Source organism: Pseudomonas sp. LBUM1672, assembly GCF_059695655.1.
Window position 1 is genome coordinate 4,735,715 of the sequence record NZ_CP166781.1, and the last position, 13,748, is coordinate 4,749,462.

The 13,748-nt window shown below is 51.0% G+C and carries 13 protein-coding genes; 7 read left to right on the plus strand and 6 right to left on the minus strand.

The window, feature by feature from the left end:
* The first annotated feature begins 44 nt into the window (after positions 1–44).
* Entirely contained in the window at positions 45–263 is a 219-nt protein-coding gene (locus tag ACA053_RS21570) for a hypothetical protein (protein WP_497393640.1), read from the plus strand.
* A gap of 252 nt (positions 264–515) precedes the next feature.
* On the opposite strand, the gene ACA053_RS21575 is transcribed toward ACA053_RS21570, so the two are convergent.
* The 3 genes from ACA053_RS21575 to ACA053_RS21585 form a co-directional block, all read right to left on the minus strand.
* Positions 516–1,217: a DUF2290 domain-containing protein gene (locus tag ACA053_RS21575; protein WP_497393641.1), complete on the minus strand. Its 702-nt coding sequence runs from the start codon at positions 1,215–1,217 to the stop codon at positions 516–518.
* Complete coding sequence (locus ACA053_RS21580; protein WP_497393642.1) at positions 1,210–3,345, minus strand: DEAD/DEAH box helicase; 2,136 nt, start codon at positions 3,343–3,345, stop codon at positions 1,210–1,212. The genes ACA053_RS21575 and ACA053_RS21580 overlap by 8 nt, the downstream gene beginning before the upstream one ends.
* Before the next feature lie 112 nt (positions 3,346–3,457).
* The gene (locus ACA053_RS21585; protein ID WP_497393643.1) at positions 3,458–4,345 is read right to left on the minus strand and encodes a TIR domain-containing protein; all 888 of its coding nucleotides are present in this window, start codon (positions 4,343–4,345) and stop codon (positions 3,458–3,460) included.
* A 544-nt stretch (positions 4,346–4,889) separates the two neighbouring features.
* Here ACA053_RS21585 and ACA053_RS21590 point away from each other — a divergent pair.
* The 4 genes from ACA053_RS21590 (at position 4,890) to ACA053_RS21605 (ending at position 8,917) form a co-directional block, all read left to right on the plus strand.
* Positions 4,890–5,093: a hypothetical protein gene (locus ACA053_RS21590; protein ID WP_497396263.1), complete on the plus strand. Its 204-nt coding sequence runs from the start codon at positions 4,890–4,892 to the stop codon at positions 5,091–5,093.
* 80 nt (positions 5,094–5,173) lie between these two features.
* Positions 5,174–6,583, plus strand: coding sequence for a PIN-like domain-containing protein (locus ACA053_RS21595; RefSeq protein WP_497393644.1), 1,410 nt, complete (start codon positions 5,174–5,176; stop codon positions 6,581–6,583).
* A 216-nt stretch (positions 6,584–6,799) separates the two neighbouring features.
* Positions 6,800–7,030 (plus strand): DUF7957 family protein, encoded by a 231-nt coding sequence (locus ACA053_RS21600; protein ID WP_497393645.1) that lies wholly within the window; start codon positions 6,800–6,802, stop codon positions 7,028–7,030.
* Between the two features lie 1,179 nt (positions 7,031–8,209).
* Positions 8,210–8,917 carry a hypothetical protein gene (locus tag ACA053_RS21605; protein WP_497393646.1) on the plus strand — a complete coding sequence of 236 codons (708 nt, stop codon included), beginning with the start codon at positions 8,210–8,212 and terminating at the stop codon, positions 8,915–8,917.
* A 510-nt stretch (positions 8,918–9,427) separates the two neighbouring features.
* On the opposite strand, the gene ACA053_RS21610 is transcribed toward ACA053_RS21605, so the two are convergent.
* Positions 9,428–10,081, minus strand: coding sequence for a hypothetical protein (locus ACA053_RS21610; RefSeq protein ID WP_497393647.1), 654 nt, complete (start codon positions 10,079–10,081; stop codon positions 9,428–9,430).
* Positions 10,082–10,404: 323 nt separating this feature from the next.
* On the opposite strand from ACA053_RS21610, the gene ACA053_RS21615 reads away from it, so the two are divergent.
* Positions 10,405–11,034 carry a DUF3885 domain-containing protein gene (locus ACA053_RS21615; RefSeq protein ID WP_497393648.1) on the plus strand — a complete coding sequence of 210 codons (630 nt, stop codon included), beginning with the start codon at positions 10,405–10,407 and terminating at the stop codon, positions 11,032–11,034.
* A 245-nt stretch (positions 11,035–11,279) separates the two neighbouring features.
* Here the strand turns inward: ACA053_RS21615 and ACA053_RS21620 are convergent, their stop codons facing one another.
* Both ACA053_RS21620 and ACA053_RS21625 read right to left on the minus strand, forming a co-directional pair.
* A complete protein-coding gene (locus ACA053_RS21620) occupies positions 11,280–12,623 on the minus strand; it encodes a sensor histidine kinase (RefSeq protein WP_497393649.1) in 1,344 nt (447 codons plus the stop codon).
* The gene (locus ACA053_RS21625; RefSeq protein ID WP_497393650.1) at positions 12,620–13,279 is read right to left on the minus strand and encodes a response regulator transcription factor; all 660 of its coding nucleotides are present in this window, start codon (positions 13,277–13,279) and stop codon (positions 12,620–12,622) included. Before ACA053_RS21625 ends, ACA053_RS21620 begins: the two co-directional genes overlap by 4 nt.
* A gap of 132 nt (positions 13,280–13,411) precedes the next feature.
* On the opposite strand from ACA053_RS21625, the gene ACA053_RS21630 reads away from it, so the two are divergent.
* A complete protein-coding gene (locus ACA053_RS21630) occupies positions 13,412–13,735 on the plus strand; it encodes a PepSY domain-containing protein (protein WP_497393651.1) in 324 nt (107 codons plus the stop codon).
* The last annotated feature ends 13 nt before the right edge of the window (positions 13,736–13,748 follow it).

The following is a 13,748-nucleotide window of genomic DNA, read 5'->3' on the forward strand; positions in this document are numbered from 1 at the left end:
AGCGAGATGAGCTAGGATTTCCGCACCACTCAAGGACGATTGCCATGTCAGACAATCCAGAAGCCAGCATCGCCACAGCGGACGCACTGACACTGCTCCTGCATAACCAGCACGCCATCTGTGCCTTCATTGAAGAGATCACCAGGTGGCTCTCTGAGAATGGGGTAACGAGCGTTGCCGCTAACGCTACAGCGGCCATGGAAACACTGGACACCAACGCTCAGGGCATCACAGACGCCATCATGCGGCTACGCCAGTCCTAGGTATCGCCAAACACCCTGCCCCTCCTTCATCAGCGAGTCCCGATTTAATGCGGGAAAAATTGGGACTCTGTGGAGAGTGGGATAACTTGCATCCCACATAGCCACCCATTTGCATTGCCACTAACCAGTCAATTGCATCCGTGATGACCAACCGATTGCATTCGACTTGCCCAACAGGTGCCGTAGTGACGACCGACAGAGAACGGCCAAAAGCGGACGCTCGAAGCGTTTCTACGAATCTAGGGCTCATGGCTATGAGAAGAAGAATGCTTGCTCTTCTATTTTTTCAAATAGATCGTCAGGAACTACGTGACAGTTTTGGCGCTCCCGGATTAAAGCGCGCTCAAATGAGTTGCTGATTTCAGGGTCGTCGTCATCACCGAGCGATCTCCACTCCTCTCCGTAATACTGTTTGAATACCAACATCGAGAAGGCAAGAGGGGTCAGGGTTCTCTTGAGTGGCCAGCGATTTTCAGAATGAAATCCAATATGAAAATGTGAGCACGGATGAAAAAAACGCTTGCGTTGATCGGGAGCGTTTTCGTATCTCCACATGGGCTTTCCATTCAAGCTCTTTTTGCTGTCCAGTAGGCTAAGATACTGCTCATGGGAAATAAACTCGTTTTCGAAAAGTTCAGTGATTTTTTTGAAAGACTTGGTTTCTGATTCTTTTCCTGAAATAAAAGGATTGGGGTAATAGGCGTAGCGCACGTACCCATCACGCTCCATGCTGAATTGAAAGTATGAGTAGTCAGACAGAATTATGTTGTGATGGGATAAGTTCATCGCTGTAAGATAGACGTCGATATACGTGCTCTCTGCCGAAAGAATTGCATCTCGAAACTCAGTGTTTAATGGGAGTAAATTTGGATTGCTAAAAGCCGCAGCCAGTCCAAGCTTATCCGCCAAGTCCCAACTTTTGTTGATTCCTGACTGAATATTCTGTCTATTCATCGTCGTAATCCAAATCGGCGTCTTCTTCTGACAACCCTTCACGACGAAGACTCTCTAGATACTCAGCTCTCAATTTTTTGGCTTTGATAGAGCGCTTGCTGAGATCTCTCTGGATCATATCCAGTTTGGAGAGGTCAGGCATGGTGAAACGCAAGGCAGGGAAGTTTTGCTCTGCCTCAGACATCTCTTTAATGATTTGGCTGGTAGATCCTTGCATCCCGGAAACGCGAAGCCAAGCTTTGGTACGTGTGAGTGCCGTGAATAGCTTGTTACGATCTCCTCGAGTTTTAAGTGAAATCGCGTCGACACCAATGACGAATACTACAGCTGCCTCATTCCCTTTGGCGCGATAAATTGTGGAGAGCGTTACCTTATTAGGTATCGTGAAGGGCGGGTCTGAATATGGGTCTGCGTGAATGTTATTCGACGCAATCCCCAGGTTCGCCAGCTTTGAAGACAGCTCTTTGAAGTAGCCCTTCATGTGGCGGTCATCCAGAGCGACAATCATTATGTCTTCCGGATTTAAGCCTTGCTTTAAAAAGTCAGATATCGAGGCAATGACCCAGTCTGTTTCATCATCCATCGACTGTGCGTTGTACTGTTCTATCAGCTCGGGTAGTTTTTCCCCGCTCAAACTAACCGGGCTGTTTTCAGCAGGGCGCACTACCTCTACTTCTGCGTTGGCATAATAGTTTGGTGAGGTGACTTCGTAACCGACGTCTTTCCAATGATCAGCACTTTCAAGTAATTGCACGATGTTGGAATAAATTCCAAAGCCAAGCGCGTGAGCAGTGATGAGGACTTCTCGCTGGTTGCGATAGCACTTGCTAAGGACAGTGTCGTTGGTGAATTTAAACGGCAGGCCTATTGCTGCCCGTTCAAGCGATATGCGCGGTTCACCGTCGTGATCTATTCCAAATAGTTCAGCAGCACTCCGCATTCTGACCTTCATGATGTTTTGAAGGTCGTCGTAAGCCCATACAATATTTTTTTTGTCTCGGTGGCCTTTCGCAAGCCGGAAACTTAACTCATAAAATGCAGCCGGGAAATCTTGCCCTTCATCGATGAGGATGTGGTCATAGTACTCTTCGGGATCACCTTTTTGCATCAGGTCTTGGCATGCAAACTCAAATGGGTCGACTCCATTAGGTGCGGCAGAGCGTGCGGTACTGAAGGTGAGAGGTGTTCTCCCAGCGCGTAAGCAGGCATCTGAGTAGGCGCCACTGGTGTTATTACCGCCCCAACCATGCACTATGTGGATGTTGTTCCAGTCTGGGTCAACTTCTTTATAGTGCCTGTAAAACTTGGTGACCAAGTTTTTTATGGAGGATTTCAGGCTCTTTGTATAAAAGGTTAAGAGGATTTTGTCATTTGGTCTGTTCATATGAAGGTGTGCGGCCTTCATTGCCAAAATGATAGTTTTCCCTGAGCCGGCAAGTCCACGTATCCGTTGAGGGCCATTAATCGTTATCAAGGCCGCAGCGCGCTGCTTTTGGTCAAAGTTTGCGATTTCAGATTCGAGCTCAGCCAGTGCACTGGCTGCGCGCTGCAACTCTGGGTTTTCGACCAAGCGCTTGTTCGATCGAGTGAGGGCTTTAGCCCCCTCGATCACAGATCGGGCTTCGTCATATGCCTCTGAATCTAAAGGCTCTTCTTCAAGATCCTGAATCAAGTCTTTCAATGAGTCCATTGAAGAGACAATTTCAGAGTCGCTTGAATCAAAAATTCTATCTGCTAAATTACTGTCGCAAAATATAATAGGTGTGACGTTCAGGGAGAGCTGCGAACGCGACTTTCTTAATATCTTACTTTTTAATAGCCTTCCTATTAGGAGACTGCAAAATTGATTAAGCGAATCATCGACTGCTAAAAGGCTGCTGGTGCTATCTCGATCCGCCTGGATTGCAGTGATCACCCGGATGGCGATAATTCCGCAACTGCGGCTAAGCACCAGAATATCTGGCTTATGATCTGCGCCATCGTAGTCTGAATAAACAGGAAAATCATAGTAGAGCGCCGACGGTGAGGAACTTATAGCGCTTTCTGAATTTTTAAGTAATTCAATAAGATCTCTGCCGAGCGGGTCTTCTTGCAATCTTTCTGTCGTGACTAGGATATCTACTGCCATGCCGGATGCGTCCTTGATGAAATATTGTTAGTTGGCAATTATCTTTTTAGTCGAAGCTATGATTGGCTGTCTCTGGTGATCAACACAGGAATATCTTCACCTGCTGACATGCTCACGACAAGGTATAGCCCGAAGCTTTCAGGTCTTTAATTATACTGTATGCGATTTCTTCAACGCTTTTTTCGAAGCGCTTGTACACAATTCCGCTTACGTCGCTGGGTAATGTCGTGTGGCCTGTGTGAAGGCAACATACGCGAGATCTACCAAGTTTCCCTATAAAGTATCCAAACTCAAATATCACATTAGGGCGTGCACGGTATTCTTTGTTTCGGTCGTCGTCAGACAGTGTGTCTTCGGAAGCGAGATAGGCGACTTCATCAGGAGTGAGTAGGATAAATGCATAACCAACATCGCTATGCTTTTCAAACTTCTCAATGATTGTCATTCCCTCGTCAGCCTGTCGGTGTAATACAACTGGCTCGAGACCTATTTCGTGTAAGAAAACTTCTAGGTTGGTTTTCGATATTTCATCCTTACCATGCACTACGAATACCTTATTTGACTTGGATGTTTTCAAGTCAAATGATTCTTTCGAGTGTTGACCTATATCTTTTAGGGTTTCATCCAAAGGAATTAGCTCGAGTCGTTCCGAAATCGAGTCTAGGCGATGGATTTTCTTGTCGATGTCCTTATATGTGTCAGCAATTTTTTCGCCGAGTGAAGGCTCTCTTAAAGCGAGAGCTGCGACTCCCCAATAACTATATTCTTTTGCGATTTCGTCAGTGTTGAAACTTTGCTTTAGCAGTTCTACGTTAAACGAATCCCATTTGCTGTAGTCATTTTTCAGCGTGTCATAAGATTCACGAGTGTCAACCTGCCGTTGTTTCAGTTCTAACCCTTTTTCGATTCGCTCTTCTATCTTGGCCTTAGCCTCGTCCCTTGAGCGGGTGAGCTTTAATGTAGATTTGGGGGATTGAGCGCTGGGACGCTTGCTTGGCATGATTCATTCCTTGATTTCGGGCAGAGGGATGGCCAAAAGTAGCAAGTGGCCACTCCCAGGTCTAGCCAAGTCAGTCGAATAACTTGGCCCTTTTTGAAAAAGCACATGCACAGGAGCATGATTCCCGGGCCGAAAGGCATCCAATGGCCATCTATACGCGAATCACATGCTTACTAATTGATCCGATTCGCAGGCAGGAGGGTGTCATTGATGTGCTGGTGGGAGAAGGGATGCAGCGCAGTGACATTATCGTTCAGGGGGTTGGCAAGTAACACCTGTCGCCAGTAACACTACCGCACAAGGGCGCACAGAGATCACGTGTGGCGATTGTGATGCCTTCGCAGTGAGAACTTCCATGCGGCCTAGGAAAATCTGAGAGATCACATTGGCACCTGGATTCATACATAGTGCGCTATTTCGCGGCCATGAACGCGCACATGGAACGGCGCAGGTCGTCAACCAACTCGAGCAAGGGCCGCTTCTGGCGATTGTTGCCTGTCGCGGAGGGCCGCAGTCGCCCCAGGCTGTGTGGAAACTCCCGCAATTGTCTAATCTTCTGATCGTCGAGATCGTAGCGGGGGCGATCATGAAACGATTTATTGAAGGTGAGGCTCGGACGCAAGTCACCTTGCTGCCGGAGTGTCTGGACGATTACGTAGCCGAAAACGTACGCGGAGCGCTTTCGATGCTAGACAAGAACCTAGATTTCATCAGGCTGGGAATTGCAGAGTTGACCGTCTCAGGCTGAGCCGTCGAATCAGGAAGGAAACAGTGCAGGGGAAGCCTTTCGACAAGCACGCGAAAAGCCGGCAAGATGATGCCATATAGATGGCCACACCGCGCTTCGGTTGGCGTTTGCCTGGAGGGCATATGAAGGGACTCTTTCCGCAGTACGACTACACCGCATCGACAGATCAAGCCGAAACATGGAAAACCGCTCTCTTCGTTTTCGATACCAATGTGCTTTTAAATTTATATCGATACCACGAGCGCACTCGTGAAGAGCTGCTCGACACCTTAGATAAACTATCTGAGCGCATTTGGATACCACACCACGTCGCTCTAGAATTTCAACGCAACCGACTTACCGTAATTGCAGCACAAGGGCGCCGTTTTTCCGAAATTCGCAAAGTTATTGAAAAAGCGAAAACCGATCTTGCGAATAGCATTAACAACTTACAACTCACCAAAAGACATACATTAATCAATCCAGAACCACTAACAACTGGATTTGAAACTCTCACTTCAAACTTTTTAGCTGAGCTTGACAAACTTCAAGAAAGCCAGCAGACACTGACTGCACCCGACCCAATAAAAATAAAGATTGAAGATATTTTCGATGGCAAGGTGGGCACGGCTTTCGCGTCTCAACTGGATATAGACCAAAAAAACAAAGAGGCAGAAACTAGATACAAATCAAAAATACCACCTGGGTACAAGGATAGTGAAAAAGACAAAGATGGCCCGGATGACTTCAACCACAACGGCATAACCTACAAGAAAAAATTTGGTGACTATTTTGTCTGGAGTCAAATACTTGATCACGCCGCCAAAAGCCAGCAGAAAAAGCTCATATTTATCACGGATGACGCTAAAGAAGATTGGTGGCAGCAAATAGATTTTGATGGCCCAAAAACCATCGGCCCCCGTGCTGAGCTAATTGAAGAGGCCAGCCGAATTGGCAAACTAGATACTTTCCTCATGTATAAACCTGAAAGTTTCCTAAAGTATGCAAATGAATTTTTAGCTGCAGAAGTATCAGAGGAGACATTGCGCGAGGTACGTGATGTTTCATCCGACAATAAGAAAAGACAAAGTATACTAGACAACCCGAAGCATCCAAATGCTGCCATTTACACCGCTATAGCAAGCTGGATACTTCGTAAATTCCCGATGATTGATGACCTTTCGGGAGGCTTTCCTGACTTCGTCGCAAACGACAATGAGAAAAATCACGCTTATGCTGTTTGCATTCTCAACACCCCTATAAAAATTGAAATACTCCGCACTATTGTAAAATGTATAAACGCAGGCCACATAAGCAAATTCGAAACCATAACTGCAGTTTTTGTCACCAACAACACCTTAGAATCGGAAAACATACTGCAACTTATATTAGAAAACCAGATTAGCAACGACCTAAACAATATATATATTACAATAGGACAATACTCAGAAGAAATTAATAACTTTAAGATCTACCACGAATCAAACTATCGCAACCTGCCTCCATTCTAAACCAGCCCCAACTTGTCCACTCATATAGCCTGACAGCAGGCTGGAGCAGGTCACCCGCATCTCCGGATATGGTAGAACCCTCCTCTGAGGTAATGCAGGGACAGGAAGAGAACGTATGAAACTCAACATCAGCGGTAAACAGATTTTCGGCAACGGGATAAGCTTTGAGGGTGAGTATCCCGCCCTTGAAGCGTGTTGATCAACGAGCGAGTGGTAGTGACGTTTGACTGGATGGCTTTTGAGAGAAATGCTCCGTCGCAAAATCTTTTCTACTACGATCGGGCCGGAAACCTTCTTTGGCGCGCACCAGATATCAGGATGGGGAATGTGGATGCCTATACCGGTGTGACGAGCGAGGAGCCACTTTGGGTGGGAAATTTTGCTGGTGTCAGTTGCAAGATTGATGAGGAATCTGGCCAGGTTCTAGATACTCGCTTTACCAAATGAATACTGGCTTCCGAATGAATGCCTTCCATCCCGAAGCAAAGTGAGGGGCTCCGTCACTTTGCACTCGTCCGCGAACTCCCGAGGATTTCTCTGTGGTTCGAAAGCCCTTGAACTCGAGTATTTCCCCAGTGGGGGATCATCCAGATTTGGATGCATCAGCCTAGCGGAGATCACACGAAACTCCGTGGCATCTTTTCCGCGACACGTTTTCATAATTCGTAAAACGTGTCGCGATACCTGCCCTATCGAAATGGGAGGTCAGGCCTTGGTTAGATTTCAAATCCGACCAACTTCCCCCATTGGGGATGCTCCTCAGATTGAGGGCGACCCCGCATCAGGTTCGTCCCTCATTGGGGGTTAGACGAACCAGCTCAACACAACCCTGAAACGGGGTAGCACCTTCAACGTATCACTTTGCCTACCTTCGACTTACTGAAACAAAAAAGCCCTCCTCTATCCGCTGCAAACCAACTATTTCAGTCCCATTTAATCCGGTTACGCGTAGCACCTTAGGTGCACCTAAAAAAACACTGCGATTGGGATATGACAACACCTCTGATTGGGTTGCCCCAATGAGTGAGTCAACCACTCTCCCCTTAAGCATCCTGTATGACTTCTCGCGTCCATCGAGGAGAAACTGGACTTTAAGTGGTTCGATTACAGAACCATTGAAGTAATTCAGCAGTCGCGCCAAAAGGAAATTGATGACCTCTGTAAGCCTTAGGCAAGAGTTTTGATGATTTTCGGACCAGTACGCGCGCGCATCACCAACAGGTACTTTGTCCACTGAAAAGCCAACCGTGGCCGTCCTATTTGGATTGAGTAAAGCACTGCCAGTAGAACACCTCGTGAGAGGCAGCAACCGGCCGAGGCTGTGTAAAAACGTTTTTCAGCGCGACAGATACTCAAAACCGGACTGGAAATCGCGCTTCTACGCAAAATCCACATCTGCTGACGTGCCGATAAATTTCAGATTTAACGTAGACGCGCACATCTCAATTTTGGCGAAGCGTTTTTACACACTCTGGGCCAAAAGCAGCCACTGGATGGAGCAACGAAAAATGCGAGCTAAGATTGCTTCTACTGTGTATTTGGCAACAGCCTCAGCCCGTCACCAATGGCTGCGCTCGCTAGGGCAAGCGACCAATACCGCCAAGCAAATGCATTCAAGGAGGCCGCATGAAAGAACTCCCAATTCTATTCTGCGCTTCGGTAGTGCGTGCGATCCTGAGCGGTCAAAAGACTGTGATTCGTAGTGCGGTGAAGCACGATCCGGTAAACGTGATCGCGCTCCTCAATCGAGACGATAAGCCCAAGTATAAATTTGGACTGTGCCTCACGGACCACAACGTTATCAACAAGCACTACTCATGCCCGTATGGGACGCCGGGAGACCGACTATGGGTACGCGAGACCTGGGCTGACGCGAACATGAATGGGGCGCCTGTTTTGGCTTATCGGGCCGATGGAGACATTCGCGATCTGATGGAAGAGGAAAGCTTCCTCAATGACAGCGGTGCGTTTAACTACGATGACCCACGATCCAGGCCATACCAGTTCTGTTGCTGGGTCGATGACTTGATCACTGGTGCGGAAGCCCGCTGGCGCCCACCCGCCCATATGCCACGCTGGGCCAGCCGAATTCTGCTGGAGATAACCGACGTCCGCGTTGAGAGACTGCAAGATATCAGCGAAGAGCAGGTGATCGCCGAAGGTATCGGCATGTCAAGTGGTCAGCATTCCCTGGGAACATCTCAAACCAGGCACCAAAGTAAGTTGGCGGCAGTCCATGATTTTTCCGGACTATGGGACTCCATCAATGGCGCTGGTGCCTGGGACTCAAATCCATGGGTCTGGGTCGCAGAGTTCAAGCGGGTGGTGCCATGATCCCCCTCGCTTGGCGCTCCTACGTATACTGCTACAAGGGGCCGCGATGAATAAAACCGTCCCATCGACCACTGAGAGGAGCCCGGGGGGCGGCAACTGATGGGTCGGACATCTCAATAGTAGCTCACCCCGCCAACCACTTCAGGATGGGAACTGCGAAAACTGCAACTGGCGAGGTGAACGAACAAACCATAGCTCACACCCGCTCAACCTGCCTCTTTCACAAATGAATGACAGCTATGGGTCGAATTCAGCCCTTCGCGACAGGCAACAATCGGCCCAGAGTGTGTAAAAAAGCTGCGCCAAAATTGAAGTGTGCGCGTCTACGTTAAATCTGAAATTTATCGGCACGTCAGCAGATGTGGATTTCGCGTAGAAGCGCGATTTTCAGTCCGGTTTTGAGCACCTGTCGCGCTCAAAAACGTTTTTACACAGCCTCGGCCAGAAGCAGACATTCGGCATCAGGAACCGACAGTGAAGAAACGTCGAATGATTTTATCGCGTTGCCGCCTACCAGAATTTCCACCATGGCTTGCGCGGCAGTGGCAGGTCATGAAGGCGTAGGTACCAGATACGCGGCTTGAGGGCGTTGTCCCACGGGCAAATCCCGAGGTATTCGCTCAACGCGTCATAACTCAAACGGTTGCTTAACCCAAACTCTGGCACTTCCACCTCGCGGTCGCCCAGATAGTAGATCTTTTGCCGCTCATCCTCAGGGCAATCATCTTCCTCAAGGTAAAACTCAGCTGATGCCCAGCGTTCTTCAAACGGTTTCAAGGGCCCGAATTGTTGCACCGGGCTATCGCATGAATGCAGCCGTGATCGCGTCAGAATTCCGTTCTCGATGAACGCGTAGCCGTAGGTGCCTCCGGAGTCGTATTGGCAAAACGGGATGATCATTGCTGGCGAGCCCAGAGTTCGATGCAATTCGCTGGCGTTATAGTGAGGATTTCCCAGCAGCGGCATAGTTAGCGCGTCGCTGCTGATCACCCAGATATCGCCGTATTGCTCAACAGCCACCTCATTAGTCTGGCGAGTGTCGAAGCGCGGTGGGCATTGATCGAGCACCTCCGCGCGCTTGTTGAACAGATCAGACACCACCTGCTGAGGATTGAAGTCGATCTGCGGAGTACGGAATGCGATTGCCGCTTGCGAAACGCCCACGTAGGTATCCTTACTGAGGTTTTTTTTGGAGGTTATACGGACAGGTGTATCGGCCCTGCTGCTTTGGGCTTGAGTGCTCGTTGAATGAAAGAAAACTCTTCAATTGTCTGGCCAAGCTGCTGGTAACAGTCGAATGTGATCGTCCGCTCTGGGTCGTTTTCTGCCTGTCGCGACCGGCAGAGAACGACCCATTGCAGCCACTCGGGAATGACTCAAACCGGCCAACAGCGGACGCTCGCGGCTTAGCTCAGATCTTACGTATACAGTAATATCCGTCTGCACCGCCCAAGCTATGGAGTCGGGCTATTAGCCATGAGGATCAAGTGAATCTACAACTTGAAATTGAGAGGATCTTTGGGGGTAAAGCATTTGCCAGGCCACTTTTCTATTCCTATCCAGGAGGTCTGCGTTTTGAGCTCTCTGAAACTGGCGGAGTGATTGAGCAATTTCTAACAGCACTACGAAAATCAACAAAGATCTGCAGCGATATCTTCCTTGATGACGCGACGCTTGTTGCTTGTCTGCGCATTCATTCTGGCAGCAACCGATTTGCTCATCGGCCCCTGATTCACGCTCTTCGATCTGCCGGCATTAACATACCCACGGAATTCTCAGTCTGGAGTGAGGAGATAGATCCGGAGGAATGGTTTTGCGAAAGGGAGCCGGAGTATTGGATCAACATCGCATTTGAAGCGCCTGCGACTCTGCTTCAAGCATTTCTTTGGTGTGCTTTGGCTAGGGACTTTGCCGCAATTCAGCCTAAACCCAACTGCGTTTTATACCTCTTCAATTTGAAGAAGCACGTCATGGTTTTTCCCTACGACGATAGAGGTATGGATGTGGTCGGCCCCAACAAAGATCTGCTTTCACAGCTGTATTGTCTGCATCATACATACCTGCTGGATTACGACCGACACACGATGGACACCACATTTGCAGGGCCTGCGCGCTAGCCTCATTGCTTACATTGGAGCTGAAACCGTGCCCACAGCCCACATGGCCACCGTCTCCTTTGGGTCGGTTACTGCCATTCGTGACAGGCAGAAATCAGGCCAGAAGCAGACATTCGAGAATCGTGCGCTCGCAGCCGGGTTATGGTCAGAAATCGAAAAGTAAAGCATGGAAATCAAACATGGATTTGGTTCGGCTCGCACCTGCGGCATACCACACAACGGATAGCTACTGTCCGGCACCACCTTCAATCGTCGGCAGTTGAGGCGAGCGCAAACCAGACGCAGACTTCGAATCCTTGCGTTCGCCCAGTCGCCGGCGATATCAGCCGCATTTTCCCATTGACGCCCTGCACTATGGTTTGTGCAATCGCCAATCCCAACCCTGAACCGCTGGTTTCGCTGTGCCCCCGCACAAAGCGCTCGGTTAGCCGCTGCAACACCGCCTCGGGTACCGGCGGGCCACCATTGACCACCCGCAGCAGCGACTGGTCACTGAGGCTGACTTCGACCGGTTGATCCGCGGCGCCATATTTGAGAGCGTTCTCGATCAGGTTGCGCAATAGGATGGCGAAGGCGTCCGGGTCAATCGTCGAGTACAGGCTCGTCCGGGTTGGCAGGTGCAACTCGATCCGGTGCCCGCTACTGTGGTTCCACTCATCGACCACATGGGCTAGCAACGGAGTAAGGTCCTGGGGCGTTTCGGACAGCAGCCCGCCCCCCTCGGCCTTGGCCAATTGCATGAGTTTTTCCGAGAGCCGCGCCAGTTCGCGCAACGAGTTTTCGATTTTAGCCGCGCGTAACCGCAACGGGCCTTCAGGCACCTCGTGGTGTAACCGCTGGATCTGCGCCAGGGTCGCGGCCAGTGGCGTGCGCAGTTCATGGGCGCTGTTGGCGGTAAAGCTGCGCTCGGCTTCCAGCGCCTTGCGTAAGCGCTCCAGCAAGTGGTTGACCGCCTCGGCCAATGGATCGATTTCTGCCGGCAGGCGGGCCACCTTGATCGGCGACAAGTCACCCACGCCACGCGCCTCGACCGCACGACGATACGCCAAAACACTGCGCAGGCTGATCTGCACGAACAACCAGGTGCCCAACAGGCTGACGGGAATCAGCGCCAACAGCGGCAACAACAAGGCAAACAAAGCCTCCCGCGCGGCTTCACGGCGATGACCCAGCGGCTCGGCGATCTCAATGAACAGCGTCTCGCGTAACGCACTGGCGCCATACAAGCGGTACTTTTCAGAGGTGGAAAATCCCTCAGTCGGCCGCTTACTGAAGATCTTCGGGTTGGCGTCGTGGGACTGCATCAGGATCTTGCCGCTGGCATCGCGCACCAGGTACGTCAGGTATTCCTTGTGCATTTTCAACGTCGCAACGTGCTGCGCTTCACGGGGTTCCTCCCAGTTGCTGATTTCCAGCACGGCCAGCGGCAAGATCCGTTGTGCGGTCTCTTCCAGCGCACTGTCGAACGCCTCGTTCAACTCATGTTGCATCACCAGCCAGGCGCCGACGGTCGCGCCCAGCCAAAGTAAGGTCATGCCCAGGGTAAGCCCCAGGCCGAGGCGTTTTTGCAGGCTCGAAGAAGACTTCATGCGGCCGTCAACCGGTAGCCCATGCCGCGCACGGTTTCAATCAGATCGCGCCCCAGTTTTTTACGCAGACGACTGATGTACACCTCGATGGTATTGCTCTCGATTTCGGCACCGAAGGCATACAGCCGCTCTTCGAGCTGCGACTTGGACAACAACGCGCTGGGGCGCTGCACGAACGCTTCGAACAGCGCCCATTCGCGGGCCGTCAGGTCCACGGTGGTGCCGGCACGCTGCACAGTGCGGGCGCTCATGTCGACCTGCAAATCACCAAGTCTGATCTGCGGATTGGGATTGCCGCTGTAACGTCGGGCCACCGCCGCCACACGGGCCGAGAGTTCAAACAGGTCGAACGGTTTGACCAGGTAATCGTCGGCCCCGGCATTGAGGCCGGCGATGCGATCGGAAATCTGATCCTGGGCCGTCAGGATAATCACCGGGGTCACGTCCCCCGCCGAGCGATGCTGACGCAAGAAATCCAGCCCGCGACCGTCCGGCAGCATCAGGTCCAGCAGGATCAGGTCGTAAGGCGTGGTGCGCACGCTGTTGCGCGCATGGTCCAGGCGCTGCACCCAATCGACGGCGTGACCGTCATCGGCGATCTGTTCGCGCACCGCTTCCCCCAGCCCTGGGGCGTCCTCGACCAATAAAACCCGCATCTGGCACCTCCTGTGGTGGTTGTCGTGCCGCACCTTAATCGCCTTACCTGACGTGAATCTGAAGATTCAGCTGGTTGTCAGGAATGCACCTTAGGGTATGCCACAGACGCCGACCTCGGCAGGAGACAGATCATGAAATCAGATTTTATTGCCCATGCCGCGCTGTTGAGCCTGCTGCTTAGCGGTTTCGCCAGGGCCGACGACGACTGCAGCGACCCGGTGAGCGACTGGCAACCGCGCGAGATTTTGCGACAGCAGATCGAGCGGCAATACGGCTGGAGCGTACAACGCATCAAGGTCGACGACGGTTGTTACGAACTCAAGGGGTTGGACCGCAAGGGCAACGCCATCGAAGCCAGCTACTCACCGGCCTCGCTGCGCCTGCGCACGCTCGAGATCCATTTCCGCGACGACGGCGATGCCAGGGATTATCTCGGCAGCCCGCTCACCGAATGACGCCTCACCCGTC

Coding starts and splice junctions, on each gene's coding strand:
- ACA053_RS21575 (WP_497393641.1), bottom strand. CDS start 1,217: ATGAATAGACAGAATATTCAGTCAGGAATCAACAAAAGTTGGGACTTG.
- ACA053_RS21580 (WP_497393642.1), bottom strand. CDS start 3,345: ATGGCAGTAGATATCCTAGTCACGACAGAAAGATTGCAAGAAGACCCG.
- ACA053_RS21595 (WP_497393644.1), top strand. CDS start 5,174: ATGGCCACACCGCGCTTCGGTTGGCGTTTGCCTGGAGGGCATATGAAG.
- ACA053_RS21620 (WP_497393649.1), bottom strand. CDS start 12,623: ATGAAGTCTTCTTCGAGCCTGCAAAAACGCCTCGGCCTGGGGCTTACC.
- ACA053_RS21625 (WP_497393650.1), bottom strand. CDS start 13,279: ATGCGGGTTTTATTGGTCGAGGACGCCCCAGGGCTGGGGGAAGCGGTG.
- ACA053_RS21630 (WP_497393651.1), top strand. CDS start 13,412: ATGAAATCAGATTTTATTGCCCATGCCGCGCTGTTGAGCCTGCTGCTT.
- ACA053_RS21570 (WP_497393640.1), top strand. CDS start 45: ATGTCAGACAATCCAGAAGCCAGCATCGCCACAGCGGACGCACTGACA.
- ACA053_RS21585 (WP_497393643.1), bottom strand. CDS start 4,345: ATGCCAAGCAAGCGTCCCAGCGCTCAATCCCCCAAATCTACATTAAAG.
- ACA053_RS21605 (WP_497393646.1), top strand. CDS start 8,210: ATGAAAGAACTCCCAATTCTATTCTGCGCTTCGGTAGTGCGTGCGATC.